This is a genomic window from Rathayibacter sp. AC451 (assembly GCF_979253095.1).
In genome coordinates this window covers 2,537,562-2,559,500 of the sequence record NZ_CEEDBD010000001.1, presented here as the reverse complement: position 1 = coordinate 2,559,500, position 21,939 = coordinate 2,537,562, and the positions used below count along the sequence as shown (strand labels likewise).

Genomic DNA, 21,939 nt, shown 5'->3' with positions numbered 1-21,939 from the left:
GGACGGCTGCACCGTCACAGAGCCAGGTCCACGAGCACCCCCTGTCAAGCCGCCGCGTCCCTCCAGCACCACTGCCTAGCCTCGAACCACGGCGGCGCCTGCCGACCGGGGAGGACATCGACATGCGGATCGCGATCGTCGGAGCGACGGGCAATCTGGGCACGGCACTGCTGCGGCGGCTCGAGCGGGAGGAGTCGGTGGAGGTCGTCGGCATCGCGCGCCGGGCGCCCCGGCCCGACTCCTCCGAGTACCGGGGAGCGACGTGGAAGGAGATCGACGTGGCGTCGAGCGCGGCGCCGCGGCAGCTGCGCGAGGCGTTCGCGGGCGTCGACGCGGTGGTGCACCTCGCCTGGGCGATCCAGCCCAGCCACGACCCGGCGTTCCAGCGGCTCGTCGACGTGGGAGGGACCGCGAAGGTGCTCGAGGCGGCGGCCGACAGCGGGGTGGGCCAGGTGCTGGTCGCCTCCTCGGTCGGCGCCTACAGCGCGGCGCCCAAGTCGGAGCGGGTCGACGAGAGCTGGCCCACCGGCGGGCTGCACACGTCGACGTACAGCATGCACAAAGCGGCGAACGAGCGCGCGCTCGACGTGTTCGAGGCGGAGCATCCGGAGATCGTCGTCACGCGGCTGCGGCCGGGGATCGTGTTCCAGAAGGCCGCGGCCACCGAGATCGCCGGTCTCTTCGCGGGACCCCGCTACCCGACGCGGTGGCTCGGAGCGATCCGGCCGCCGGTGCTGCCGCTGCCGCGCACGATGATCTTCCAGGCCGTGCACGCGGACGACGTCGCCGACGCCTTCTGGCGGGCGATCGACCGGCGGGCAGGCGGGGCGTTCAACATCGCGGCGGAGCCGGTGCTCACGCCGAAGCGGATCGCGGACCTCGTCGGCGCGCGGTGGATCCCGGCGCCGACCGGCCTGATCCGCTCGCTCGTCACCGCCACCTGGCACCTGCGCATCCAGCGGACGGACGCCGGATGGATCGACATCGCGACCAACGTGCCGGTGATGTCGACGGACCGGGCGCGCGAGGTGCTCGGCTGGGAGCCGACGCGCTCGGCCGAGGACGCGTTCCGCGAGCTGCTCGACGGGCTCGGCGACCGCACCACGAAAGCCGGATCAGCGCCGCTGCGGGGCTGAGGGAACACGGAAGGGCGGCGGATCCGAGGATCCGCCGCCCTTCCGGCGTGAGGGGAGAGGCTAGGCCTGTCCGTTCTCCTGCACCGCGTGCTTGGCCTCGCGGGCCGAGTCCTTCACGTCCTCGGTCGCCGAGGTGCCGGCGCCCTTGACGTTCGCGGCGGCGTCGGTCGCGGTCTCCTTGACGGAGGCGAAGGCCTGCTTGGCGGGCTCCTGGAGCTCGCTCGCGGCCTCCTTCGCGGCGTCGGTCACCTTGTCGACGACCGGCTGGGCCGACTCCTTGACCTTCGAGGCCGCCTGCTTCTCGGCGCTGGACGCCGGGATGAGGGAGGCGACGAGGAGGCCGGCGCCGAGCGCGATCAGCCCGACCGCGAGCGGGTTGCCCTCGGCCTTGCCCTTGACCGAGCCGGCGGCGCCCTTGACGGAGTCGCCCGCGCCCGAGACGCTGCCCGACACGGAGTCGGTCGCGTCGTGGACGCTGCCCATGACCCGGTCGCGGACCGAGCCGACGGCGTTCTTCACCTTGTCGGTCTGGCGCTGCGCGATGGCGTGGGGGCTGACCTTCTCGGCCAGCGCGTCCACGTCGGTGCCCAGCTCTCCGCGGGTGCGCTCGATGTCGGCGCGGATCTCGTCCGCGGTCTTGTTCTGTGCTGCGTCGTACGTCATCGTCCTGCCCCGTTCGGCTTGAGTGATTCGGGAATCTTCTTGAGGGAGTCGACCGTCTCGGGAGCGCCCTCCACCTGCTTCAGGCTCTTGCGCCCGATGGAGTAGAGGACCGCGGCGATGATGCCCCAGATCACCGCGACGACGACGGCGGACCAGCCGTTGTCGATCAGGTGGCCCAGGCCCCACCAGAGGGCGATCGAGAGGAACAGCACGGCCATCGCGCCGGCGTACCCGGCGCCGCCGAGGAGGCCTGCCCCTTGCCTGCCTTGCCGGCGGATTCCTTGATCTCGGCCTTGGCGAGGGCCATCTCCTGACGGATCAGGGTGGAGAGATCGCGGGAGACCTCGCCGAGCAGATCGCCCAGCGACGTGGTGGCGGCGCGTTCGTCGGGGGTCGGCTCACCGAACCCGGCGCGATGCGCTCCGGTCGGATCGCTCACAGCCGGCCTCCGCCCGGGAAGGTGTCACCGCTCGAGTAGGTGCCGCCGGTCGAGGTCGGCGGCACGCTGAGCGGGTCGGCGATCGGCTCGGTCGGCAGGTGGTCGCGCTCGAGCGAGCTGCCACCGGTGGTGCCGGTGTAGGTGCTGCCCGGGTAGGTCGTGTCGAGGGTCGACGCGCTCGGCGCTGCGAGCTCGGGGCCGGACGTGGAGGCGGCGGCCTCCTTCTCGTCCTTGGCCTCGGAGGTGAGAGCGCGGATGAGGCGCCCGCCGACGAGCCCGGTGGCCGCGGCGATCAGGATGAAGGCTCCCGGGCGGCGGCGCGCGAAGGACTTGACGTCCTCGAGCAGCTCGGCGGGCTCGCGGTCCTCGAGCCAGGACGCGACGCCCTGGGCGCGGTCGGCGAGCTGCGAGACGAGGTTCGTGGCGGCGTTGCTCCCGCCCTCGCCGTTGGCGAGCGACGTGAGGTCGTCACCGAAGGCGCGGACGCCCTTGGCGGCGTTGTCCTTCTGGGCGTGCGCTTGCTCGGTCAGCTGGCCGCGGCTCTGGTCGAGCAGGTCCTTGACCTGGACCTTCGCCTCGTGGGCGACGTTGGCCGCCTCGTCCTTGCCGGTGGAGAGGACGTCTCCGGCAGCCTGCTTGGCGTCGCCGGCGACGGAGCCGGCCTGCTCCTTCGCGGTGCCCGCGGCCTGCTTGGCGGTGTCGACCGCCCCGGAGGTTCCGGAGCCGCTGGTGCTCCCGGAGGTGGTCCCGGTGGTCGTCGTGGTGTCGTAGCTCGCCTCGGTCGCGCCGTAGTTGGCTGCGCCGTTGCCGAACGGAGGTGAATCGGGATCGATGGTGGACATCGTCAGTCCCTTCCAGGATCGAGTCGGGGGATGGTGGGTGCGCCGCCCTCGCCGATCGGGTGGGACCGGTTCGTGCGGCAGTGGCCAGTCTGGGCAGGGGGCGGGAGCGGCGGGAAGGGCGTAGCGCTCGAGGCTCGAACGGGGCTACCATCGCGCCCCCGCCCGCGGCACGACGGCGGTTCGAGGGTCGGGGTCGCGCCGCCTCGGAACAGACTGCGGCGAGGCCGTGAAACGCCTGTGGAACGTGTCGGTCCTGTCCGGCCGCGCGGCCCCGTCAAGCCCCTTCTGGCCCACGAACAGGGCTGCCTACGGTCGAAGGGACACCGGGGTCGCACCCGCCCGTATCTGTGAGGAAAGGGAACCATCAGCATGTTCTTCCACAAGCAGGAATTGCAGTTCACGTCGTCGCCGTCCAAGCCCGACGCGGTCTTCGCGAGGAGGTTCCAGGAGGTGCTCGGCGGCCAGTACGGCGAGATCAGCGTGGCGATGCAGTACGGCTTCCAGGCGTGGAACTCGCACGAGCCCGGCAAGTACCGCGACCTCCTGTTCGGCATCGGCGCGGAGGAGTTCGGCCACGTCGAGATGATCGCCGTGATGATCGCGCAGCTGCTCGAGAAGGCTCCGATCGAGCAGTCCGAGGACGCGATGAAGAAGGACCCGGTCCTCGCGGCGGTCATCGGAGGCACCGACATCCAGCACGCGATCGTCGCCGGCGCCGGCGCCCGCCCGGTCGACAGCATGGGCAACCCGTGGCAGGGCTCCTACATCACCGCGAGCGGCAACCTGCTCGCCGACTTCACCGCCAACGCGAACGCCGAGATGCAGGGCCGCCTGCAGGTGGCGCGGCTGTACCACATGACCGACGACCACGGCGTGCGCGACCTGATGTCGTTCCTCCTGGCCCGCGACACCATGCACCAGAACCAGTGGATGGCGGCTGCGGCCGAGCTGCGCGCCGAGGGCAAGGAGGACCTGCCGGTGCCCTCGAACTTCCCGCTCGCGAACGAGGAGCGCTCGGTCTCGTACCAGTACCTCAACTTCTCGGACGGGCAGGCCGCCAAGGAGGGCACCTGGGCCTCGGGCCCCACGCCCGACGGCAAGGGCGAGTTCACCTATCACGACGGGCCGACCACCAGCGCGCCGATGCCGCCGGCCACGCAGCCGGACCCGCGCTTCTACGGCACCGACCCGAAGCCGAACATCGTCGAGAAGGTCACCGGCGCCGTGAAGGACGCGGTGAGCAAGAAGTGAGCGCCCGACGGATGGCCGGGGCGCTCGGCGCCTCCGCGCTGATGCTGGGACTCCTCGCCGGCTGCACCGGGGACGCGCAGACGCCGAACCAGTCGGGCAGCGCGGTGCCCACCAGCGCCGACGACGGCTCGACGCAGACGCCGACGAATCCGCCCTCGGACACTCCGGCATCCGAGACGGCGACGCCGGCCACGTGACGCGAGCGGGGGAGGAGCTTGGCCCTCCGACTGGCGGGACGCAACCCCCTCCCCCTGTTCAGGTAGCCGAGAGCTTCGGTGCCTAACGTCGTGCTCAACGATCAGTGAAGGAGGCACCACCTATGGGGCTCGATGACAAGATCAAGAACGCCGCTCAGGACATCGCCGGAAAGGCGAAGGAAGCCGTCGGCGACCACAACAACGACAGGGACCTGAAGGCCGAAGGCCAGAAGGACCAGACCGCCGCATCGACCAAGAAGGTCGGCGAGGACGTCAAGGACGTCTTCAAGTAGGCAGTCGCTCACGTCGGCGGCGCTCCCCTCGCGGGGGCGCCGCCTTCGTGCGTCAACGGGCACGGAGGCCTCGGTCGGGCAGAACGTCGGCCAGGGAGTGCCCGTCAGCCACGATGGTGGCTGAGCCCTGCTCCTGGCCGACGTTCCGAACGCGGGAGGGGGAGTCCCTACGGCTGCAGCACGACCTTGATGCAGCCGTCCTCCTTCTTCTGGAACGTCTCGTAGAGACCCGGGGCGTCCTCGAGCGGCGCGTGGTGCGTGACGAGGTCCATGACGCCCAGCGGGTCGCTCGGGTCCTCGACCAGCGGCAGCAGCTCGTCGATCCAGCGCTTGACGTTGCACTGGCCCATCTTGAGCGTGACCTGCTTGTCGAACATCGACTTCAGCGGCAGCGGGTCGGCCTCGCCGCCGTACACGCCGCTCAGTGACACGGTCCCACCGCGCCGCACCAGCTCGAGTCCGCCCTGGATCGCGGCGAGCCGGTCCACTCCGACCGTGTCCATCGCCTTCCGCGCGAGCGGGTCGGGCAGCAGCCCGGCCATCGACTGCGCGAGCGAGCCGACCGGCGAGCCGTGCGCCTCCATGCCGACCGCGTCGACGACGGAGTCGGGGCCGCGGCCCTCGGTCAGGTCGCGCAGCTCGGCGACCACGTCGTCCGTGAGGTCGAACACCTCGACCCCGTGGCGCGCCGCCATGGCGCGGCGCTCGGCGACCGGGTCGATCGCGAGCACCCGGAAGCCCTTGTGCACCCCGATGCGGGCGGCGAACTGACCCACCGGACCGAGCCCGTAGACGGCCAGCGTGCCTCCCTCCGGGACCTGCGCGTAGTCGACGCCCTGCCAGGCGGTCGGCACGATGTCGCTGAGGAAGAGGTAGCGGTCGTCGGGCAGGTCGGTGCCGACCTTGACGGTGTTGTAGTCGGCGAGCGGCACGCGGAGGAACTCCGCCTGGCCGCCCGGGACCTGGCCGTACATCTTCGTGTAGCCGAAGAGCGCGGCGCCCGACTGGTACTCGGTGACCTGCGTCGTCTCGCACTGCGACTGCAGTCCGCGGCGGCACATGAAGCACTCGCCGCAGGCGATGTTGAAGGGGACGACGACGCGGTCGCCGACCGACAGCGAGGTCACTCCGGCGCCCACCTCCTCGACGACGCCCATCGGCTCGTGGCCGAGGATGTCGCCCTTGTCGAGGTACGGGCCCAGGAGGCGGTAGAGGTGCAGGTCCGAGCCGCAGATCGCGGTCGAGGTGATCCGGACGATCGCGTCCGTGGGCTGCTGGATGCGGGGGTCGGGAACGGTCTCGACCGAGACCTTCTCGATGCCCTGCCACGTGAGTGCGCGCATGCTTGCTCCGTTCTGACCGGCGCTCGCCGGTCGTGCCCCTCCAGGCCACACCGCGGGGGCGGGAGCTGTCACGGGGTTGACGCCCTGCTGGAGCGGATGTCCCCGGACGGCGAACGGGCGGCGCTGAGCACACGTGCATCCGGCGTTCACCCTCCACACGGGCGCCGAGTGGTGTGATGGGGGGATGGAAGCTCTCTACACCGCTATCGCCCACGCCTCCGGTGGAGGACGCGACGGCCACGTCCGCACCGAGGACGACCGCCTCGACCTCGACACCCGCCCGCCCCAGGAGCTCGGCGGCTCCGGGGACGGCACCAACCCCGAGCAGCTCTTCGCGGCGGGGTACTCGGCCTGCTTCCTCGGCGCGCTGCACGGCGCCGGACGCGAGCTGAAGATCGACACGACCGACGCCGCCGTCTCGGCGAGCGTCTCGATCGGCAAGAACGACGACGGCGGGTTCGGCCTCGCGGTCGAGCTCGACATCCACGTGCCGAACGCGAGCCCGGAGCAGGCGCAGGCCGTCGCCGACAAGGCGCACACGCTGTGCCCGTACTCGAACGCGACCCGCGGCAACATCCCCGTGGAGCTGACGATCGTCTCCTGACGATCGTCTCCTGACGACCGGCCCCGATGACGGCCCCTGCTCCTCGCGGAGCGGGGGCCTTCGTCGTCGAACCGGGTCCGTTAGGGTCGGACGCATGACCGAGAACCCGTCGCTCGAGGAGTCGGAGGCCCGGGCCGAGCTCGAGCAGATCCGGCAGAGCATCGACAACATCGACGCCGCCCTGATCCACCTGCTCGCGGAGCGCTTCAAGTTCACGCAGAAGGTCGGACGGCTGAAGGCGGCGCACGGACTTCCGGCCGCCGACCTCGACCGCGAGGCGCGCCAGATCGCTCGCCTGCGGTCGCTCGCGGAGGAGTCGCACCTGGATCCGGCGTTCGCCGAGAAGTTCCTCGGCTTCATCGTCGCCGAGGTCATCCACCACCACGAGCAGATCGCGAGCGGCGCGGAGGGCTGAGGGGCGCCGGGCTTGCTGATCGAGTAGGTCGCGGAGCGGCCGTCTCGAGATCCGCGTCTCCTGGGGTGGTGGGTCTCGATACGCCCCTGCGGGGCTACTCGACCAGCAGGGGGTCTTGCTGATCGAGTAGGTCGCGGAGCGGCCGTCTCGAGATCCGCGTCTGCTGGGGTGGTGGGTCTCGATACGCCCCTGCGGGGCTACTCGACCAGCAACGGGGGGCCTACGCCGCCGCGGGCCGGCCCAGCGCGCGCACCGAGGTGACGCGGCGGCGGGCGATCGCGGCGACCGTCAGCAGCAGGCCGAACAGCAGCCAGATCACGAGGCCGACGACTGCGCCGCCGACGCCTCCCGTGCTCTCGACCACTCCCGACAGCGCGTTCTGCGCGGCCGACAGCGGCAGGAAGCCGAGGGCGTCCTCGAAGATCCCGGGCACCGTCGAGATGATGCCGGCGCCGAGTCCGATGACCGCGGCCAGCATCGCGAGGAAGCGCCCCACTCCGCCCAGCAGCGCCACCAGGCCCTGGTTGACGGAGGCGAAGGACGCGCCGACGAGCATCGAGAGCAGCGCGAACCCGACGAACGAGCCGGCGTCGAGGTCGGCGACGAACTGCATCACGATCGCGACGGCGAGGCCCTGCACGAGCCCGATCACCAGCGCGGGTGCGTAGGACGAGAGCGCGAGCGCCGCGGAGGAGCGGGTCGACGACAGCGCGCGGTGCGAGAAGGCGGCGAGCACCAGGAACGTCGCCAGGGCGCCGAGCCAGAGGGCGATCGTCGTGAAGAACGGCACGGAGGAGGCGCCGAACAGCGAGGTGTCGCTGCTCGCGTTCTCGACCGGGTCCGCGACCACGTCGGCCAGGTTCTGCGACTCCGACTCGGTGTACGTCGGCAGCTGGGCGACCGCCGCGTCGAGGCCCGTCGCGAGGGTGCGGGTGCCGTCGGCGAGCTGCAGAGCTCCGTCCGAGACGCCGGTCGCGCCCTCGGCGAGCTGGTCCGCCCCGTCGGCGGCGGAGGACGCTCCGGTCGAGAGCTGCTCGGCGCCCTCGGCGGCCGAGGTCGCGCCGGTGGCGAGCTGCGCGGCTCCGGCGGCGGCGGATCCCGCTCCGGTCGAGAGCTGGGCGGCGCCGGCGGCGGCCGAGTCGGCCCCGTCGGCGAGCTGCCCGAGCCCGGTCGAGAGCGACGTCACTCCGGTCGCGACCTGGCGGGCGCCGCCCGCGGCCTGCTGCGTGCCCGCGACGAGCGACGGCGTCTCGGGGAGTGCCGACGCGGATGCCCGCGTCGAGCGCCTGCGTCGCTCCGGCGGCGGTCGCGGTCAGCACGACCGGTCCGTCGGGAGCGGTCAGCGCGTTCGCGACGATGCCGCTCGCGGCCAGGCACTGCGGAGTCTCGCAACCGGCCAGCGCCTGCTGCAGAGCCGCGAAGGTGCCCGCGGTCGACTGCGCGGCGCCGCCCGAGAGCGTCGCGATCTGCTGCGTGCTCTCGCCGATCGTGACGGTGCTGGCGCTCAGCTGGTCGAGTCCGTCGGCGACGGCGGTCGCTCCGGTTCCGAGCTGGGCCGCGCCGGTCGCCGAGTCGCGCGCGCCCGTGGCGAGCTGCGCGACTCCGCCCGACAGATCGGAGGCGCCCGTGCCCAGCTGCGCGACGCCGCTGGAGAGGGAGGACGCGCCGGTGCCGAGCTGCGCGACTCCGTCCGACAGCGACGACGCGCCGGTGGCCAGCTCGTCGATGCCGTCGGCGAGGGAGCTGGTGCCGTCGGCGAGCGAGGACGCGCCGGTGCCGAGCTGGGTCGCTCCGTCGGCGAGGGTGCCGGCGCCCTCGGCCGCCTGCCCGATCTGCTCGTTGAGCGTGTTGAAGCCGACGTAGACGTTCTCGAGGTACGAGGTGGTCAGCTGCGTGTTCAGGAGCGAGGTCGCAGTGCTCGTGACGGTGGCCGAGATGGCGTCGTCGACGAGCTTGGCCTTGTCGCTGGTGGCGATGTCGATCGTGGCCTTGGTCGCCTCGGCGGCGTCGCCCGCGTACGACGTGGCCGCGGCCGAGAAGTTCGAGGGGATCGTGACGACGGTCGCGTACGAGCCGTCGGCCAGGCCCTCGGCCGCGTCGTCCTTGTCGGTGAGCACCCAGGTGAAGTTCGAGGTGGAGTCGGAGCCGGAGACGTTGGGGGCGGGCGTCGCGCTCGCGGAGGGCGAGGGAGTCGACTCCTCCGTCCCTCCGGTCACGAGCCCCGCCGCGAGCTGGCGCCCGAGCGGCACGGTCTGCCCGTTCAGCTCGACCGGGGTGTCCTCGTTCACGACCGCGGCCGTCACCTGGTCGAGGCGCTGGGTCGGGTCCCACAGGGCCCAGACGAGCAGCCCGCCGATGGCGAGGGGGACCAGGACGATCCCGAGGAGGGTGAACCAGGACACCTTCTTGGCGCCGCGGGGGCGCTCGAGGGAGAAGAGAGCCATCTGTCAGAGGACCTTTGCGATCGCGCGGCCGGCGGCCGCAGTCGAGACCGCGCGCACGTCGCGGTCGGAGGGGAGGAGATCGTCGAGCGCGTCGGGCTCGACGGCGGAGGCGACGACGGTGAAGGAGCGCTCGTTCTCGAGTGCGTAGGCCAGGGCGCCGTCGAGCTCGACCCGCAGGCCGTCGCGCAGCCGCGGGTCGGTGACCGTGTCTACGTCGTCGAGCACCAGGAGCGCCGGGTGCGTCGAGAGCGCCGCGCGCACCTCCTCGATCGGATCGGCGGCACCGGCCAGGCGCACGAGCCCGACCCGGCCGCGCACCGCGGAGGCGCGGATCGGCACCACGAGTCCGTCGACCTTGAGGCGTCCGGAGTCGGGCGCCAGCCGGCCCGCGAGGGTCAGCAGCAGGGCGGTGCGGCCCGAGCGGTGCGGGCCGTGCACGACGAGCGCGGCGCCGGCGGGCACCCGCACGGCGACGTCGCGGTAGAGCGGTCCGTCGGGCCCGTCGAGCGAGAGTCCCTCGGCGGCGATCGCGTCGGTCGCTCCGCGCTCGGGCCAGTCGGCGAGCGCGAGCTCCTTCGTCAGGCCCTCGCCCTCCACGTCGAACGACGGGAGGATCCGGTCGAGCCAGCGCGGCATGTGCCAGGCGCGGTCGCCGAGCAGGTGCAGGACCGCCGGGACCAGCGTCATCCGCACGATGAACGCGTCGACGAAGACGCCGACGGCCAGGCCGAGCGCGATCGGCTTGATGTTGGTGTCGCCCTCGGGGACGAACGCGGCGAAGACCGAGAACATGATGACCGCGGCCGCGGTGACGACCTTCGCCGAGCCCACGAAGCCCGACTCGACCGCCGCGCGCGCCGACCGGCCGTGCACGTAGTCCTCGCGCATCCGCGAGACGAGGAAGACCTCGTAGTCCATCGCGAGGCCGAACAGCACGCCCATCAGGATGATCGGCATGAAGCTGATGATCGGGCCCGTCTTGTCGACGTGCAGGGCGTCGGCGAACCAGCCCCACTCGAACACCGCGGCGACCGCGCCGAACGAGGCGCCGACCGACAGCAGGTAGCCCAGCGTCGCCTTCAGCGGCACCCAGAGCGAGCGGAACACCATCGTCAGCAGGACCAGGGAGAGGCCGACGACCAGGATGCCGAACGGCAGCAGGGCGTTCGCCAGCGTGTCCGAGATGTCGATGCCGACCGCGGTCTGGCCGGTCACGGCGAGGTCGACGCCGTACTCCTCCTGGAAGTAGTCGTGCTTGTCGCGGATCTCGGCGACCAGCGCCTTGGTCTCCTCGGAGTCCGGGCCGCCCTCGGGGATCACCTGGATGATCCCGGTGTCGGCGGTCTCGTTCGGAGTGGCCAGCGGCACCGAGGCGACGCCGTCCAGGCCCTCGATCTCGGTCTTGAGGTCGGCCATCAGGCCCAGCGGATCGGTCGAGCCGATGATCGTTCCCGTGACGATGAGCGGGCCGTTGTAGCCGTCGCCGAAGTTCTCGGCGAGGAGGTCGTAGGTGTCGCGGGCGGGGGTGCCCTCGGCCTGGTAGCCGGCGTCGGGCAGCGCGAGGCGCAGGCTCAGCGCGGGGATGCTCGCGACTCCGAGCACGCCGACCACGGCGATGATCGTGACGATCGGGAACCGGGTGACGGCGCGGACCCAGCCGCGGAAGAAGCCGCGCGGGACCTCGGCGTGCACGTGGGTGCCGGGCGAGGCGGGCGCGGTGTCGGGCTCGACCTCGGGGTCGGCGTGGGCGCCGGCGACCTGCTTCGCGGTCGCCGCCTTCTTCTTCGCGCGGCGCTCCTTCGGGCGCAGACGCTCGCCGGCGAAGCCGAGCAGCGCCGGAGTGAGGGTGAGCGCGATGACCACCGCGATCGCGACTCCGCCCGCCGCCGCGATGCCCATGGTCGTCAGGAACGGGATGTTGGCGACCGAGAGTCCGACGAGGGCGATGATGACGGTCAGGCCGGCGAACACGACCGCGGAGCCGGCGGTCGCGACCGAGCGGGCGGTCGACTCCTCCGGGTGCATGCCCTGCTTCAGCTGGTCCTGGTGGCGGCTGATGATGAAGAGGGCGTAGTCGATGCCGACGGCGAGCCCGAGCATCAGGGCGAGCAGCGGAGTCGTCGACGAGATCGACGCGAACCGGGTCGCGATGAAGATGGCCGACATCGAGAGGGCGACGCCGAGCAGGGCGGTGACGAGCGGCATGCCGGCGGCGAGGAACGAGCCGAAGGTCAGCACGAGGACCACCAGCGCGACGATGAGGCCGATGGCCTCGGTGATCGTCACTCCGGGCAGGTTCTGCGAGAAGAGGTCGCCGCCGAGCGAGACGACGGAGCCGGCGGGCAGCGCGTCCTCGAGCGTCGTGGCCTCGGCCTTCAGCGCGTCGCGCGACTCGACCGAGGTCGTGGTGGCGGAGCCGTCCATCTGCGCGGTGATGACGAGGGCGTTCCCCTCGTCCGAGATCGTGCCCTCGACGGTGTCGGAGTAGGGGTCGGTGACCGCTGCGACGCCTTCGATGCCGGTCAGCGCCGCGACGGCGTCGGCCACGGGTCCGGTGATGTCCGCGTCGTCGACGCTGCCGCCGTCGGGTGCGACGACCACGTAGCGCGCGGACGTGCCGCTGACCTGCGGGAAGGTGCGCTCGAGCTGGTCGAGCGCGGTCTGCGACTCGGTGCCCGGGATCGAGAAGCTGTTGTCGGTGCCCTGGTTCAGCAGCACGGCGCCGCCTCCCGCGAGCACGACGACGGCGAGCCAGAGGACGGCGACGAGACGGTGGGCCTGGTAGACCCATCGCCCGAGTCGGTAGAGCAGCGACGACACGCGGTCTCCTGATGATCGAGGGAGAGGAGGACGATACGACGGTGTACCCGATACACGAATGTATCCGATACAGGAACGTATCCGATACAGTGATCCCGCTCAACGCCCCTTGACAGCTCTCGGAGAGGATCCAGGAATGACGGTGGTCGACGCTCCCGAGCAGTCTTCCCGACGCAGCCGCACCCGCGAGCGGCTGCTCGACGCGGCCTACGACGTGTTCGCCGAGACCGGAGTGCACTCGGCCTCGGTCGAGCAGGTGTCGGAGCGGGCCGGTTTCACCCGCGGCGCGTTCTACTCGAACTTCACGAGCAAGGAGGAGCTGTTCTTCGCCCTGATGGAGCGCGAGAACGGCGCCCGCCTCGCCGGGCTCGTCGACCAGATGGGCCGCACGCTGCCCAAGCTCGCCGGCACCGCGGAGCCGCTGACCACCGAGGCGCTCGGCGCGGTGGTGCTCGACTTCCTGCACGGCCCCTTCGACGACGACCGCCGCTGGTGCCTCGTGCAGGCCGAGTTCGAGCTGCTGGCCCTGCGTGACCCCGCCATCGCGACGCGCTACAGCGGGTTCCGGGCGCGCTTCGACGCCTCCCTCGTCGACATCATCGGCTCGGCTCTGCGGGAGGTCGGCCGGGACTTCGCACTCGAGCCCACCGCTGCGGTCCGGCTGGTGCTGGCGAGCTACGAGGGTGCCGTGAAGCAGTCCCTCCTCGACGGCGACTCCGACGACCAGAGTCTCGAGCGGCTCCGCTCGTCCCTCACAGGAGTCGTGATCGCGGTCTCGACGCCCGTCTGAGCCCCGGGTCCCCGACGGCGCCCGCGCGCGGCGAAGATGGACCCATGGAACTGCGTCAGCTCGAACACTTCCTCGCCGTGGCGAAGGAGCAGCACTTCACCCGCGCCGCGAGCGCGCTGCAGATCTCGCAGTCGGGCCTGTCGGCGTCCATCCGCGCGCTCGAGAGCGAGCTCGGCAGTCCGCTGTTCACCCGCAGCACCCGGCGCGTGGAGCTGACGCCCGCCGGTCACGCGATGCTCGAGGAGTCGGAGCGCTCGGTCGCCAGCGCGCTCGCCGCCCGCGACGCCGTGCGCGCGGTGCAGGGCGTGCTGCGGGGGAGCCTCGCGGTGGGCACCGAGGAGTGCCTGGGCGGCGTGCACCTGCCGCGCGAGCTCGCGACCTTCCGCGGGGAGCATCCCGGAGTGGCGCTGCGGCTGACGCACGACGGATCCGGCGCGCTGCTCGAGGCCGTGGCGGCGGGCCGGCTCGATCTGGCGCTCGTCGCCGACATCGGAGCGACGCCCGCGGGCGTGCGGACCCTGCCGCTCGCGAGCGAGGGCTTCGCGGTCCTGACGCACCCCGATCATCCGCTCGCCGACCGCGTCTCGTGCCGCGTTCCCGACCTCGTCGGCGAGACGATCGTGGGGCTGCAGGACCACTGGGGTGCGAGCCATCTGGCCGCGCGGGCCTTCGCGGAGCACGGGCTGCCGTTCGAGGTCGAGCTCGAGGTGAACGACGTGCACACGCTGCTCGACCTGGTCGAGTACGGGATGGGCGTCGCGGTGGTGCCGGCGCACTTCGCCGAGAAGCGGCCGGGTGCGCTGACGGCGGTGCCCCTCGAGGATCCGCTGCTCGTCTGGCGCACGATGGTGGCGCTGCCGGAGCGGGCGACGTCGGCGGCCCGCGCGTTCGTGGCCGCACTGCCGTCGCCGTCGGCGGTGCCGGTCGAGTAGCGCCGTCCTGCTGCGGGTCGAGTAGCCCCGGAGGGGCGTATCGAGACCCACGAGCCCGGCGCTGGTGGATCTCGATACGCGCGCTGCGCGGGCTACTCGATCAGCAGGAGCTGCCGCAGGTCGCGTGTCCCGATCCCTGCTGGTCGAGTAGCCCCGGAGGGGCGTATCGAGACCGCCCGGCGCTCAGTCGAGCGACGCGAGCTCCTCCGGGGTCAGCTCCAGGTCGGCCGCCGTGGCCGAGTCGCGGATGCTCTCGGGACGCGAGGCGCCCGGGATCGGCAGCACGACGGGGGCCTTGGCCAGCTCCCACGCGAGGCAGACCACCTGCGGCGAGACTCCGTGCGCCTCGGCGACGGTGGCGAACGCGGAGTAGCGCGAGCCCAGGTCGGCCGCCGACGAAATGCCGCCGAGCGGGCTCCACGGCAGGAACGCGATGCCCAGCTCCGCGCAGAGCTCGAGCTCCGGCTCGCTCGAGCGGAACGACGGCGAGAACTGGTTCTGCACCGAGACGAGGCGGTCGCCCAGGATCCCGTGCGCCTCCCGGATCTGCGCCGGATCGGCGTTCGAGATGCCGGCGCGCAGGATGACCCCCTCGTCGAGCAGCTCGACGAGCGCGCCGAGGGAGTCGGCGTAGGGCACCTCCGGGTCGGGCCGGTGGTACTGGTACAGGTCGATCGCTTCGACCCCGAGGCGCTGCGCAGAGGCGCGGGCCGCCTCCTTCAGGTACTCGGGACGTCCGTCCTGCGTCCAGACGCCGGGCTCGGGGCGCAGGTGCCCGCCCTTGGTGGCGACGAGCACTCCGGAGGTGTCGCCCCCGTAGCTCCGCAGCGCCTCGGCGATCAGCAGCTCGTTGTGGCCGAGGTCGCCGTCGCCGCCCTGGTGATAGGCGTCGGCGGTGTCGATCAGGGTGACGCCGGCGTCGAGCGCGGCGTGGAGGGTGGCGATCGACCGCTCGCGGTCGGGTCGGCCCTCGATCGACATCGGCATGCCGCCGAGGCCGATCGCGCCGACGGAGACGTCGCCGAGAGTGCGCTGCTTCATGGGTCCTCTTCGTTCGTGGGGGAGTGGGGGGACGGGGGTCACCAGGCGTAGTCCTCGGGCGCCGTGCGGTGCCCGGGGAAGATCTCGTCGAGGCGGGCCAGGTCGTCGGAGTCGAGCGTCACGTCGACGGCCGCGACCGCGCTCTCGAGCTGCTCCATCGTGCGCGGGCCGGTGATCGGCCCGGTCACCGCGGGCTGGTGCAGGAGCCACGCGAGCGCGAGCTCGCCGGGCGCCACACCGCGCTCGCGGGCGAAGGCCTCGTACTGCTCGAGCGCGGGGCGGTTCTTCTCGATCGCCTCCGCGGCGCGACCGGCGTTGCGCCGGCTGCCCGACTCCGTCTTCTCGATCACTCCGCCCAGCAGGCCGCCCTGCAGCGGCGACCAGGGGATCACGCCGAGTCCGTAGTGCAGCGCGGCGGGCAGCACCTCGCGCTCGATGTCGCGGGTGAGCAGGTTGTAGATCGACTGCTCCGACGCGAGACCGGTGAAGTGCCGCGACCGGGCCGCCTCCTGCGCCTGGGCGATGTGCCAGCCCGCGAAGTTGCTGGAGCCGACGTAGAGCACCTTGCCCTGCTGCACGGCGACCTCCATCGCCTGCCAGATCTCGTCCCACGGCGTCGTGCGGTCGACGTGGTGGAACTGGTACAGGTCGATGTGGTCGGTCTGCAGGCGGCGCAGGCTGTCGTCGAGGGCCCGGCGGATGCTGAGCGCCGAGAGGCGGCCGCCGTTGGGCCAGGAGTCGCGGCCGCGCTCGGCGCCGGGCGCCGCGTACTGCTCCATGTCTCCGTAGACCTTCGTCGCCAGGACCGTGCGCTCGCGGCGCTCGCCGCCCTGGGCGAACCAGCGGCCGACGATCTCCTCGGTGCCGCCGCGGTTCGCCCCGCCCCCGTAGACGTTCGCCGTGTCGAAGAAGTTCACGCCCAGCTCCTGCGCGCGGTCCATGATCGCGAACGAGTCGGGCTCGCTGGTCTCGGGGCCGAAGTTCATGGTGCCGAGGACGGCGCGGGAGACGGACAGGCCGGTGCGGCCGAGATGCGTGTACTTCATGCTCCCAGCCAACGCCTCGCGGGCCGCGGTGTCCAACAGGGGCTCGTCATGGGTCCCATCGACGGCGGAGGTCAATGCGCCCCGGTGCGGGGACGCGGTGCTCCGGCCCCCGCGGGTTAGAGTCGCCGAGTGGCACGGCAGACGACGACCCAGCGCATCCTGATCGCCCTCTCCTCGACCCTCCTGGTGGCGGGGCTGTCGGGCTGCACCGCGGCGGAGCCCGTCGCGAGCGCACCGGTCGAGTCGAGCTCCGAGTCCGCCTCCGCTCCCGCCTCTGAGTCCGCTTCCGAGACGGAGGGCCCGCGCCCCGTCCCGAGCGCCGTCCTCACCCCGGCCCCCGTGTCGGTCGTCCCGGGCGGATCCACTCCCCTGCCCTCGACGGGACCGTGCGAGATCGCCTACGTCGATGCGGCCGAGGCCGGCACGATCGGCGGCGTCGACATCGAGTTCGCGCGCGACCGCGGATCGCGCACCGGTGCCACGGGATCCGTGACGACCGCGGACGACGGCACCCCCGCCTCCTACCTCGTCGCCGCGGGCGACATCACCGCGCAGATCGCCGACCGCTTCTGCATCAGCACCGACTTCCTCGACGCGCTGAACTCGGTGCGCCGCGACGGCGTGAGCATCGACAGCCTCTTCGGCGGCGACACCCTCAACCTCGCCCCGTCGACCGTCCTGAGCGTCGGCGATCAGAACGGCGCGGTGCTCGACAACCCCGAGCCCGATCCCCTGCCCGAGCAGGCGGAGTAGCGGGCCGCGCGCTCCGGTTCAGACCGCGACGAGGCCGATCAGGGCCGCGGTGACCGCCGCGGAGGCCGCGAGCCCCGCGCTGCGACGACCGACCCGGGCTCCCTCCTCGAGCCAGGGCAGCGACTCCCACCGGAGGGCGGCCCCCGCCGCGGCCGCCGCCGTGACCGCGACCAGCAGGAACCAGGGCGCGAGCGTCACGGCGCCCCAGTCGGCGAAGACGCGCACGAGGGCCAGCACGGCGACGGAGTCGATCAGGTGCGACAGCACGCGGAGCCGATCGCGGGCGAGCAGCTTCGCGGACCCGCGCACCGGGAGCAGGGCGAGAGCGGTGCGCCCGACGACCCAGACTCCGATCGCGAGCGCGACGAGTGTAGGGACGATCACGACTCCTCCTCCAGCACGTGGGCGAGCAGCCGCATGCCGAGCTCGTCGACGGAGGCGGCGGTGTTCCCGGTGACGAAGACGGCGACGCCGCGCTCGCGGTCCAGGGCGAGCAGCGTGGAGTAGCCCCCGGTCCCGCCGTTGTGCCAGGTCGTCTCGCCGCCGTCCTCGCGCTCTGCGATGAGCCAGGCGAGGCCGATGCGGCCCAGATCGCCCGCCTCGTGCCGCGGTGCGAGCACCTCGGCGGCCGGGACTCCGAGCGCCGGATCGTCGGTGAGCAGCGCCTGCGCGTAGCGGGCCATGTCGGCGGCGGTCGAGCGGACGCCTCCCGCCGGCGCGTAGCCCTCCATCGCCCACGCGTCGACCGCGCGGCCGGTCGCGGAGTATCCGGTGGGAGCGTCGGGTCCGAGGCCGTCCGCAGTCGTGGGGACGCGGCTGGCGGTCATGCCGAGCGGGGCGAGGATCCGCTCCTGCACGAGATCGGCGTACGCGGCGCCCTCGGCCCGGGCGAGCACCTGCCCGAGCACGGCCGGCCCGAGGTTGGAGTAGAGGACGGTGCCGTCTCCGCGCGTGGCATCGGCCGCGTGGCGCAGGACGTCGTCAGCGGAGTAGCCCGCGTACGGATCGGTGCCGCGCAGCTGCGACAGCACCGACCGCACGAGCACGCCGGCGTCTCCCGGCAGCCGCGGCAGGCCCGAGCGGTGGGTCGCGAGCTCCTCGAGCGTCGCGGGGAGGCCGCCGACATCGGCGTGATCGGCGGCGCGGTCCTCGAGGGAGACGGTGCCGGAGGCGGCGCTCTGCGCGAGCAGCAGCGCGGTCATGGTCTTGGTGACGGAGCCGATCTCGACCTCGGTGCTCTCGTCGGCCCCGAAGCCGGCGAAGCGCACGTCGTCGGGAGTGACGACCGCGGCGACGAGCTGGTCGCGGGCGCCGTCGCCGAGGTGATCGGCGATCCAGGTCGTGAGCTCGGCGTCTCCCGTGGTCTGGGGTGAGAGGGACGGCGTCGGCGGGCGCAGGAGCACGCCGGCGGTGAGGACGGCGACGGCCGCGGAGGCGGCGACGACGAGGGTGCGGGTGCGGGTGCGTGCGGTGCTCGTGCGGGTCATCGGGGGCCTCCGGAGGCGAGCAGGATCACGAGCAGGGGGACGAGGCGCTCGGGCGGGATGCCGTAGCGGCCTCGCCCGCGGGCCTCGAGCCAGCCCGCCGCGACGAGCTGGTTGACGTGGTGGTAGATCTGCCCGGTCGTCCCGGCGCCCTCGCTCTCGGCGAGCTGCGCGACGGTCTCGACTCCGCCGGCGATCGCCTGGAGGAAGCGCAGGCGCACCGGGCTGCCGAGCGCGGCCAGGGCGGTGGGGCCGGGGCTCGCGCCCCAGTCGCGCTCGAAGAACGCGTCGGTGGTGAGGCCGTACTGCCATTCCACCGGGCCGGCGGGGGTGCCGACGGAGCCGGCGAAGACGACTCCGCCCGGTGGGGAGAGCCGCTCGCGGAGTGCGGTGAGGGCCCAGAAGGGGTCGTCGCGGGCCGATTCCGGATCAGCCGCGACGGCTCCGCTCGCTTCGAGCAGATCGAGGCGAGCGCGGAGCTCGTCGAGCTCGGCGGCGAGATCGCGGGAGGTCATGCCTCCACTATTACAAGAATTCCGTAATGACGGAACCCGGTCTCGCCGCCTCCGCCCCTCCCTCCTCCGGAAGTCGCGGTGACCGCGAGCCCTTCCCGCAGCTTCCGGCGAACCGCGCGAGCCTGCACGCTCCCACTCGCGCCGCGCGCCTCGAGTCCGCAGAAGTTGTCGTACTCGAGCCCGAGCACGACAACTTCTGGACACTCGACGGGCGCGACGGCGCCGTCGGCGGCTGCACTCTCCACGAGCTGCGGGACGCGCGCCGTTGCCGCAACTTCTGGCACAGCGTGCGCGCTGAAATCCGCTTGCCGGGCGGCGACCCCTAGTCCGCATGATTCGTCGTACTCGAGCCCCAGTACGACAACTTCTGAACAGTCGACGGGCGCGACGGCCATGTGGGCGGATCCATTCGCCACAAGTTGCGGGAAGCGCGAGCCGTTACCGCAACTTCTGGTACAGCGTGCGCGCTGAAACCCGCTTGCCGGGCGGCGACCCTCGAGTCTTCTGGTCGGTCGACGGGCGCGGCGGCCCTAGCGGCAAGCCACTCGCCAGAAGTTGCGGGAAGCGCGCGCCGTTACCGCAACTTCTGCGGAAGCGCGCGGCCTCAGCCGAAGTGCTTCGGCAGCACCGCGCCGTTCACCGCGCGCAGCTCCTCGAGCGGCAGCGAGAACAGGCCCTGCACCTCGACGGCCGGAGTCGCCGCATCCGTCACGCCGATGCGCAGCACGGGGTAGCCGCGCCCCTCGCACAGACCGCGGAACTTCACGTCGTCCTCGCGGGGCACCGACACCAGCACGCGGGCGGTCGACTCCGAGAAGAGCGCCGCGGTCGCGTCGACCCCGTCGCGCTCCATCAGCTCGTCGAGCCAGATCCGCACGCCCACGCCGAAGCGCAGCGCCGACTCGGCGACGGCGACCACGAGTCCGCCGTCGGCGAGGTCGTGGGCGGAGGCGATGAGCGACTCCCGAGCGCCCGCCGCGATCAACTCGGCGAGAGCCTTCTCCTGGCCCAGGTTCAGCTGGGGCGGCAGGCCGCCGAGGTGGTCGTGCACGGTGCCGGCCCATGCTGAGCCGTCGAGCTCGTCGCGGGTCGTGCCCAGGAGGTAGACGTTGTCGCCCTCGTCCTGCCAGCCCGACGGGATGCGGCGCGCGACGTCGTCGATCACGCCGAGCACGCCGACGACCGGAGTCGGGAAGATCGGCACGTCGCCGGTCTGGTTGTAGAACGAGACGTTGCCGCCCGTGACGGGGATCTCGAGCTCGAGGCACGCGTCGGCGAGGGCGGTGACCGCCTCGCGGAACTGCCACATGACCTCGGGGTTCTCGGGGCTGCCGAAGTTGAGGCAGTCGGAGACGGCGACGGGGGAGGCGCCGGTGACGGCGACGTTGCGGTACGCCTCCGCCAGCGCGAGACGGGCGCCCTGCGCCGGGTCGAGCTGGCACCAGCGGCCGTTGGCGTCGGTCGCGACGGCGAAGCCGAGGCCCGACTCCTCGTCGACGCGGACCATTCCGCCGTCGTCGGGGTAGCTGAGGGCCGTGTTGCCGAGCACGTAGCGGTCGTACTGGGAGGTGATCCAGCTCTTGTCGGCGAGGTTGGCCGAGCCCAGCAGCGCGAGCGTCTCGGCGCGCAGCCCGTCTCCGGACGACTTGCGGGGCAGGCGCGAGGAGGAGTCGGCCTGCAGGGCGTCGAGCCACGCGGGGTACTCGAGGGGACGCTCGTAGACCGGTCCGTCGACGGCGACGGTGCGCGGGTCGACGTTGACGATCTCCTCGCCGTGCCAGTTGATGATCAGGCGGCCGGAGTCGGTGACCTCGCCGAGCACGCTGGTCTCGACGTCCCACTTGCCGACGACCTCGAGGAACGCGTCGAGCTTCTCGGGCTTCACGACCGCCATCATGCGCTCCTGCGACTCCGACATGAGGATCTCCTCGGCCGTGAGCGAGGGGTCGCGCAGCAGCACGGAGTCGAGCTCGATGAACATGCCGCCGTCGCCGTTGGACGCGAGCTCGGAGGTCGCGCACGAGATGCCGGCCGCGCCGAGGTCCTGGATGCCCTCGACGAGGTCGCCGCGGAACAGCTCGAGGCAGCACTCGATGAGCACCTTCTCGGCGAACGGGTCGCCGACCTGGACGGCCGGGCGCTTGGTCGGGCCGCCGTCGGCGAAGGTGTCGGAGGCGAGGATCGACGCGCCGCCGATGCCGTCGCCGCCCGTGCGCGCCCCGAAGAGCACGACCTTGTTGCCGACTCCGCGGGCGTTCGCGAGGTGCAGGTCCTCGTGGCGCAGCACTCCGACCGCGAGGGCGTTCACGAGCGGGTTGCCCTGGTAGACGGAGTCGAAGTAGGTCTCGCCGCCGATGTTCGGCAGGCCGAGGCAGTTGCCGTAGAAGGAGATGCCGGCGACCACGCCGTGCACGACGCGGGCGGTGTCGGGGTCGTCGATCGCTCCGAAGCGCAGCGCGTCCATGACCGCGACGGGCCGCGCGCCCATCGAGATGATGTCGCGGACGATGCCGCCCACTCCGGTCGCCGCGCCCTGGAACGGCTCGATGTAGCTGGGGTGGTTGTGGCTCTCGATCTTGAAGGTGACGGCCCAGCCCTCGCCGACGTCGACCACTCCGGCGTTCTCGCCCATGCCGACCATGAGGTTCTTCTTCATGGCGGGGGAGACCTTCTGCCCGAACTGGCGGAGGTACATCTTCGACGACTTGTACGAGCAGTGCTCGCTCCACATCACCGAGTACATCGCCAGCTCGCCGCTCGTGGGGCGCCGGCCGAGGATCTCGCGGATGCTCGCGTACTCGTCGGGCTTGAGGCCGAGGGCCGCGTACGGCTGCTCCTTCTCGGGAGTCGCCTCCGCGTTCGCGGTGGTGTCGGGGACGGCGATGCGGCTCTGTGCCATGTGCTCGAGGCTCCTGGAGAGGGGGCGGGGGA

The 21,939-nt window shown here is 72.2% G+C and carries 21 protein-coding genes and 2 pseudogenes; 10 read left to right on the top strand and 13 right to left on the bottom strand.

Annotated features, from left to right (window positions below):
- The first annotated feature begins 122 nt into the window (after positions 1 to 122).
- Positions 123 to 1,136, top strand: a complete 1,014-nt coding sequence (locus tag AC0CID_RS12235) for an NAD-dependent epimerase/dehydratase family protein (protein WP_465227021.1) — start codon at positions 123 to 125, stop codon at positions 1,134 to 1,136.
- A gap of 60 nt (positions 1,137 to 1,196) precedes the next feature.
- On the opposite strand, the gene AC0CID_RS12230 is transcribed toward AC0CID_RS12235, so the two are convergent.
- The 3 genes and pseudogenes from AC0CID_RS12230 to AC0CID_RS12220 all read right to left on the bottom strand — a co-directional run bounded on the left by AC0CID_RS12230 (position 1,197) and on the right by AC0CID_RS12220 (position 3,080).
- Positions 1,197 to 1,799: a DUF3618 domain-containing protein gene (locus AC0CID_RS12230; RefSeq protein ID WP_465227020.1), complete on the bottom strand. Its 603-nt coding sequence runs from the start codon at positions 1,797 to 1,799 to the stop codon at positions 1,197 to 1,199.
- Positions 1,796 to 2,238, bottom strand: a pseudogene (locus AC0CID_RS12225) (phage holin family protein). The gene AC0CID_RS12230 and the pseudogene AC0CID_RS12225 overlap by 4 nt, the downstream one beginning before the upstream one ends.
- The gene (locus tag AC0CID_RS12220; RefSeq protein WP_465227019.1) at positions 2,235 to 3,080 is read right to left on the bottom strand and encodes a hypothetical protein; all 846 of its coding nucleotides are present in this window, start codon (positions 3,078 to 3,080) and stop codon (positions 2,235 to 2,237) included. The pseudogene AC0CID_RS12225 and the gene AC0CID_RS12220 overlap by 4 nt, the downstream one beginning before the upstream one ends.
- 369 nt (positions 3,081 to 3,449) lie before the next feature.
- Here AC0CID_RS12220 and AC0CID_RS12215 point away from each other — a divergent pair, with 369 nt between their 5' ends.
- The 3 genes from AC0CID_RS12215 (at position 3,450) to AC0CID_RS12205 (ending at position 4,821) form a co-directional block, all read left to right on the top strand.
- Positions 3,450 to 4,331 (top strand): manganese catalase, encoded by an 882-nt coding sequence (locus tag AC0CID_RS12215; RefSeq protein WP_465227018.1) that lies wholly within the window; start codon positions 3,450 to 3,452, stop codon positions 4,329 to 4,331.
- Positions 4,328 to 4,528 carry a hypothetical protein gene (locus AC0CID_RS12210; RefSeq protein WP_207403407.1) on the top strand — a complete coding sequence of 67 codons (201 nt, stop codon included), beginning with the start codon at positions 4,328 to 4,330 and terminating at the stop codon, positions 4,526 to 4,528. Before AC0CID_RS12215 ends, AC0CID_RS12210 begins: the two co-directional genes overlap by 4 nt.
- Before the next feature lie 122 nt (positions 4,529 to 4,650).
- Entirely contained in the window at positions 4,651 to 4,821 is a 171-nt protein-coding gene (locus tag AC0CID_RS12205) for a CsbD family protein (RefSeq protein WP_077222734.1), read from the top strand.
- A gap of 167 nt (positions 4,822 to 4,988) precedes the next feature.
- Here AC0CID_RS12205 and AC0CID_RS12200 read toward each other — a convergent pair whose 3' ends face one another.
- Positions 4,989 to 6,164: a zinc-dependent alcohol dehydrogenase gene (locus AC0CID_RS12200; RefSeq protein WP_056868687.1), complete on the bottom strand. Its 1,176-nt coding sequence runs from the start codon at positions 6,162 to 6,164 to the stop codon at positions 4,989 to 4,991.
- A gap of 184 nt (positions 6,165 to 6,348) precedes the next feature.
- Between AC0CID_RS12200 and AC0CID_RS12195 the strand changes: the two genes are divergently transcribed.
- Together AC0CID_RS12195 and AC0CID_RS12190 are read left to right on the top strand one after the other, a co-directional pair.
- Positions 6,349 to 6,768, top strand: coding sequence for an organic hydroperoxide resistance protein (locus AC0CID_RS12195; RefSeq protein ID WP_465227017.1), 420 nt, complete (start codon positions 6,349 to 6,351; stop codon positions 6,766 to 6,768).
- A gap of 94 nt (positions 6,769 to 6,862) precedes the next feature.
- Positions 6,863 to 7,183 carry a chorismate mutase gene (locus tag AC0CID_RS12190; protein WP_207403409.1) on the top strand — a complete coding sequence of 107 codons (321 nt, stop codon included), beginning with the start codon at positions 6,863 to 6,865 and terminating at the stop codon, positions 7,181 to 7,183.
- Positions 7,184 to 7,403: 220 nt separating this feature from the next.
- On the opposite strand, the gene AC0CID_RS12185 is transcribed toward AC0CID_RS12190, so the two are convergent.
- From AC0CID_RS12185 to AC0CID_RS12175, 3 genes and pseudogenes are all read right to left on the bottom strand, one after another.
- Positions 7,404 to 8,369, bottom strand: a complete 966-nt coding sequence (locus AC0CID_RS12185) for an ABC-2 transporter permease (protein ID WP_465227016.1) — start codon at positions 8,367 to 8,369, stop codon at positions 7,404 to 7,406.
- 514 nt (positions 8,370 to 8,883) lie between these two features.
- Positions 8,884 to 9,627: pseudogene (locus AC0CID_RS12180) on the bottom strand (YhgE/Pip domain-containing protein); the annotation flags it as partial.
- Positions 9,628 to 9,630: 3 nt separating this feature from the next.
- Positions 9,631 to 12,447 carry an MMPL family transporter gene (locus tag AC0CID_RS12175; protein ID WP_465227015.1) on the bottom strand — a complete coding sequence of 939 codons (2,817 nt, stop codon included), beginning with the start codon at positions 12,445 to 12,447 and terminating at the stop codon, positions 9,631 to 9,633.
- Positions 12,448 to 12,583: 136 nt separating this feature from the next.
- Here AC0CID_RS12175 and AC0CID_RS12170 point away from each other — a divergent pair, with 136 nt between their 5' ends.
- Entirely contained in the window at positions 12,584 to 13,237 is a 654-nt protein-coding gene (locus tag AC0CID_RS12170; protein WP_465227014.1) for a TetR/AcrR family transcriptional regulator, read from the top strand.
- Positions 13,238 to 13,281: 44 nt separating this feature from the next.
- On the top strand, positions 13,282 to 14,169 hold the full coding sequence (locus AC0CID_RS12165; protein ID WP_465227013.1) for a LysR family transcriptional regulator: 888 nt from the start codon (positions 13,282 to 13,284) through the stop codon (positions 14,167 to 14,169).
- Between the two features lie 183 nt (positions 14,170 to 14,352).
- Here AC0CID_RS12165 and AC0CID_RS12160 read toward each other — a convergent pair whose 3' ends face one another.
- On the bottom strand, positions 14,353 to 15,210 hold the full coding sequence (locus AC0CID_RS12160; protein ID WP_207403414.1) for an aldo/keto reductase: 858 nt from the start codon (positions 15,208 to 15,210) through the stop codon (positions 14,353 to 14,355).
- 38 nt (positions 15,211 to 15,248) lie between these two features.
- The gene (locus AC0CID_RS12155; RefSeq protein ID WP_465227012.1) at positions 15,249 to 16,256 is read right to left on the bottom strand and encodes an aldo/keto reductase; all 1,008 of its coding nucleotides are present in this window, start codon (positions 16,254 to 16,256) and stop codon (positions 15,249 to 15,251) included.
- Between the two features lie 129 nt (positions 16,257 to 16,385).
- On the opposite strand from AC0CID_RS12155, the gene AC0CID_RS12150 reads away from it, so the two are divergent.
- Positions 16,386 to 17,009: a hypothetical protein gene (locus AC0CID_RS12150; protein ID WP_207403416.1), complete on the top strand. Its 624-nt coding sequence runs from the start codon at positions 16,386 to 16,388 to the stop codon at positions 17,007 to 17,009.
- A gap of 18 nt (positions 17,010 to 17,027) precedes the next feature.
- On the opposite strand, the gene AC0CID_RS12145 is transcribed toward AC0CID_RS12150, so the two are convergent.
- Genes AC0CID_RS12145 through AC0CID_RS12135 form a run of 3 tightly spaced genes read right to left on the bottom strand, consistent with a single transcriptional unit; the run spans position 17,028 to position 19,008 of the window.
- On the bottom strand, positions 17,028 to 17,393 hold the full coding sequence (locus AC0CID_RS12145) for a hypothetical protein (RefSeq protein WP_465227011.1): 366 nt from the start codon (positions 17,391 to 17,393) through the stop codon (positions 17,028 to 17,030).
- Complete coding sequence (locus AC0CID_RS12140; protein ID WP_465227010.1) at positions 17,390 to 18,496, bottom strand: serine hydrolase domain-containing protein; 1,107 nt, start codon at positions 18,494 to 18,496, stop codon at positions 17,390 to 17,392. The genes AC0CID_RS12145 and AC0CID_RS12140 overlap by 4 nt, the downstream gene beginning before the upstream one ends.
- Entirely contained in the window at positions 18,493 to 19,008 is a 516-nt protein-coding gene (locus AC0CID_RS12135) for a winged helix-turn-helix domain-containing protein (RefSeq protein WP_465227009.1), read from the bottom strand. The genes AC0CID_RS12140 and AC0CID_RS12135 overlap by 4 nt, the downstream gene beginning before the upstream one ends.
- 26 nt (positions 19,009 to 19,034) lie before the next feature.
- On the opposite strand from AC0CID_RS12135, the gene AC0CID_RS12130 reads away from it, so the two are divergent.
- Positions 19,035 to 19,334 (top strand): hypothetical protein, encoded by a 300-nt coding sequence (locus AC0CID_RS12130; protein WP_465227008.1) that lies wholly within the window; start codon positions 19,035 to 19,037, stop codon positions 19,332 to 19,334.
- A 278-nt stretch (positions 19,335 to 19,612) separates the two neighbouring features.
- Here the strand turns inward: AC0CID_RS12130 and purL are convergent, their stop codons facing one another.
- Entirely contained in the window at positions 19,613 to 21,907 is a 2,295-nt protein-coding gene (gene purL, locus AC0CID_RS12125) for a phosphoribosylformylglycinamidine synthase subunit PurL (protein WP_465227007.1), read from the bottom strand.
- Positions 21,908 to 21,939 lie beyond the last annotated feature (32 nt).

Coding starts and splice junctions, on each gene's coding strand:
- AC0CID_RS12235 (WP_465227021.1), top strand. CDS start 123: ATGCGGATCGCGATCGTCGGAGCGACGGGCAATCTGGGCACGGCACTG.
- AC0CID_RS12230 (WP_465227020.1), bottom strand. CDS start 1,799: ATGACGTACGACGCAGCACAGAACAAGACCGCGGACGAGATCCGCGCC.
- AC0CID_RS12220 (WP_465227019.1), bottom strand. CDS start 3,080: ATGTCCACCATCGATCCCGATTCACCTCCGTTCGGCAACGGCGCAGCC.
- AC0CID_RS12215 (WP_465227018.1), top strand. CDS start 3,450: ATGTTCTTCCACAAGCAGGAATTGCAGTTCACGTCGTCGCCGTCCAAG.
- AC0CID_RS12205 (WP_077222734.1), top strand. CDS start 4,651: ATGGGGCTCGATGACAAGATCAAGAACGCCGCTCAGGACATCGCCGGA.
- AC0CID_RS12200 (WP_056868687.1), bottom strand. CDS start 6,164: ATGCGCGCACTCACGTGGCAGGGCATCGAGAAGGTCTCGGTCGAGACC.
- AC0CID_RS12195 (WP_465227017.1), top strand. CDS start 6,349: ATGGAAGCTCTCTACACCGCTATCGCCCACGCCTCCGGTGGAGGACGC.
- AC0CID_RS12190 (WP_207403409.1), top strand. CDS start 6,863: ATGACCGAGAACCCGTCGCTCGAGGAGTCGGAGGCCCGGGCCGAGCTC.
- AC0CID_RS12170 (WP_465227014.1), top strand. CDS start 12,584: ATGACGGTGGTCGACGCTCCCGAGCAGTCTTCCCGACGCAGCCGCACC.
- AC0CID_RS12165 (WP_465227013.1), top strand. CDS start 13,282: ATGGAACTGCGTCAGCTCGAACACTTCCTCGCCGTGGCGAAGGAGCAG.
- AC0CID_RS12160 (WP_207403414.1), bottom strand. CDS start 15,210: ATGAAGCAGCGCACTCTCGGCGACGTCTCCGTCGGCGCGATCGGCCTC.
- AC0CID_RS12155 (WP_465227012.1), bottom strand. CDS start 16,256: ATGAAGTACACGCATCTCGGCCGCACCGGCCTGTCCGTCTCCCGCGCC.
- AC0CID_RS12140 (WP_465227010.1), bottom strand. CDS start 18,496: ATGACCCGCACGAGCACCGCACGCACCCGCACCCGCACCCTCGTCGTC.
- AC0CID_RS12135 (WP_465227009.1), bottom strand. CDS start 19,008: ATGACCTCCCGCGATCTCGCCGCCGAGCTCGACGAGCTCCGCGCTCGC.
- AC0CID_RS12130 (WP_465227008.1), top strand. CDS start 19,035: ATGACGGAACCCGGTCTCGCCGCCTCCGCCCCTCCCTCCTCCGGAAGT.
- purL (WP_465227007.1), bottom strand. CDS start 21,907: ATGGCACAGAGCCGCATCGCCGTCCCCGACACCACCGCGAACGCGGAG.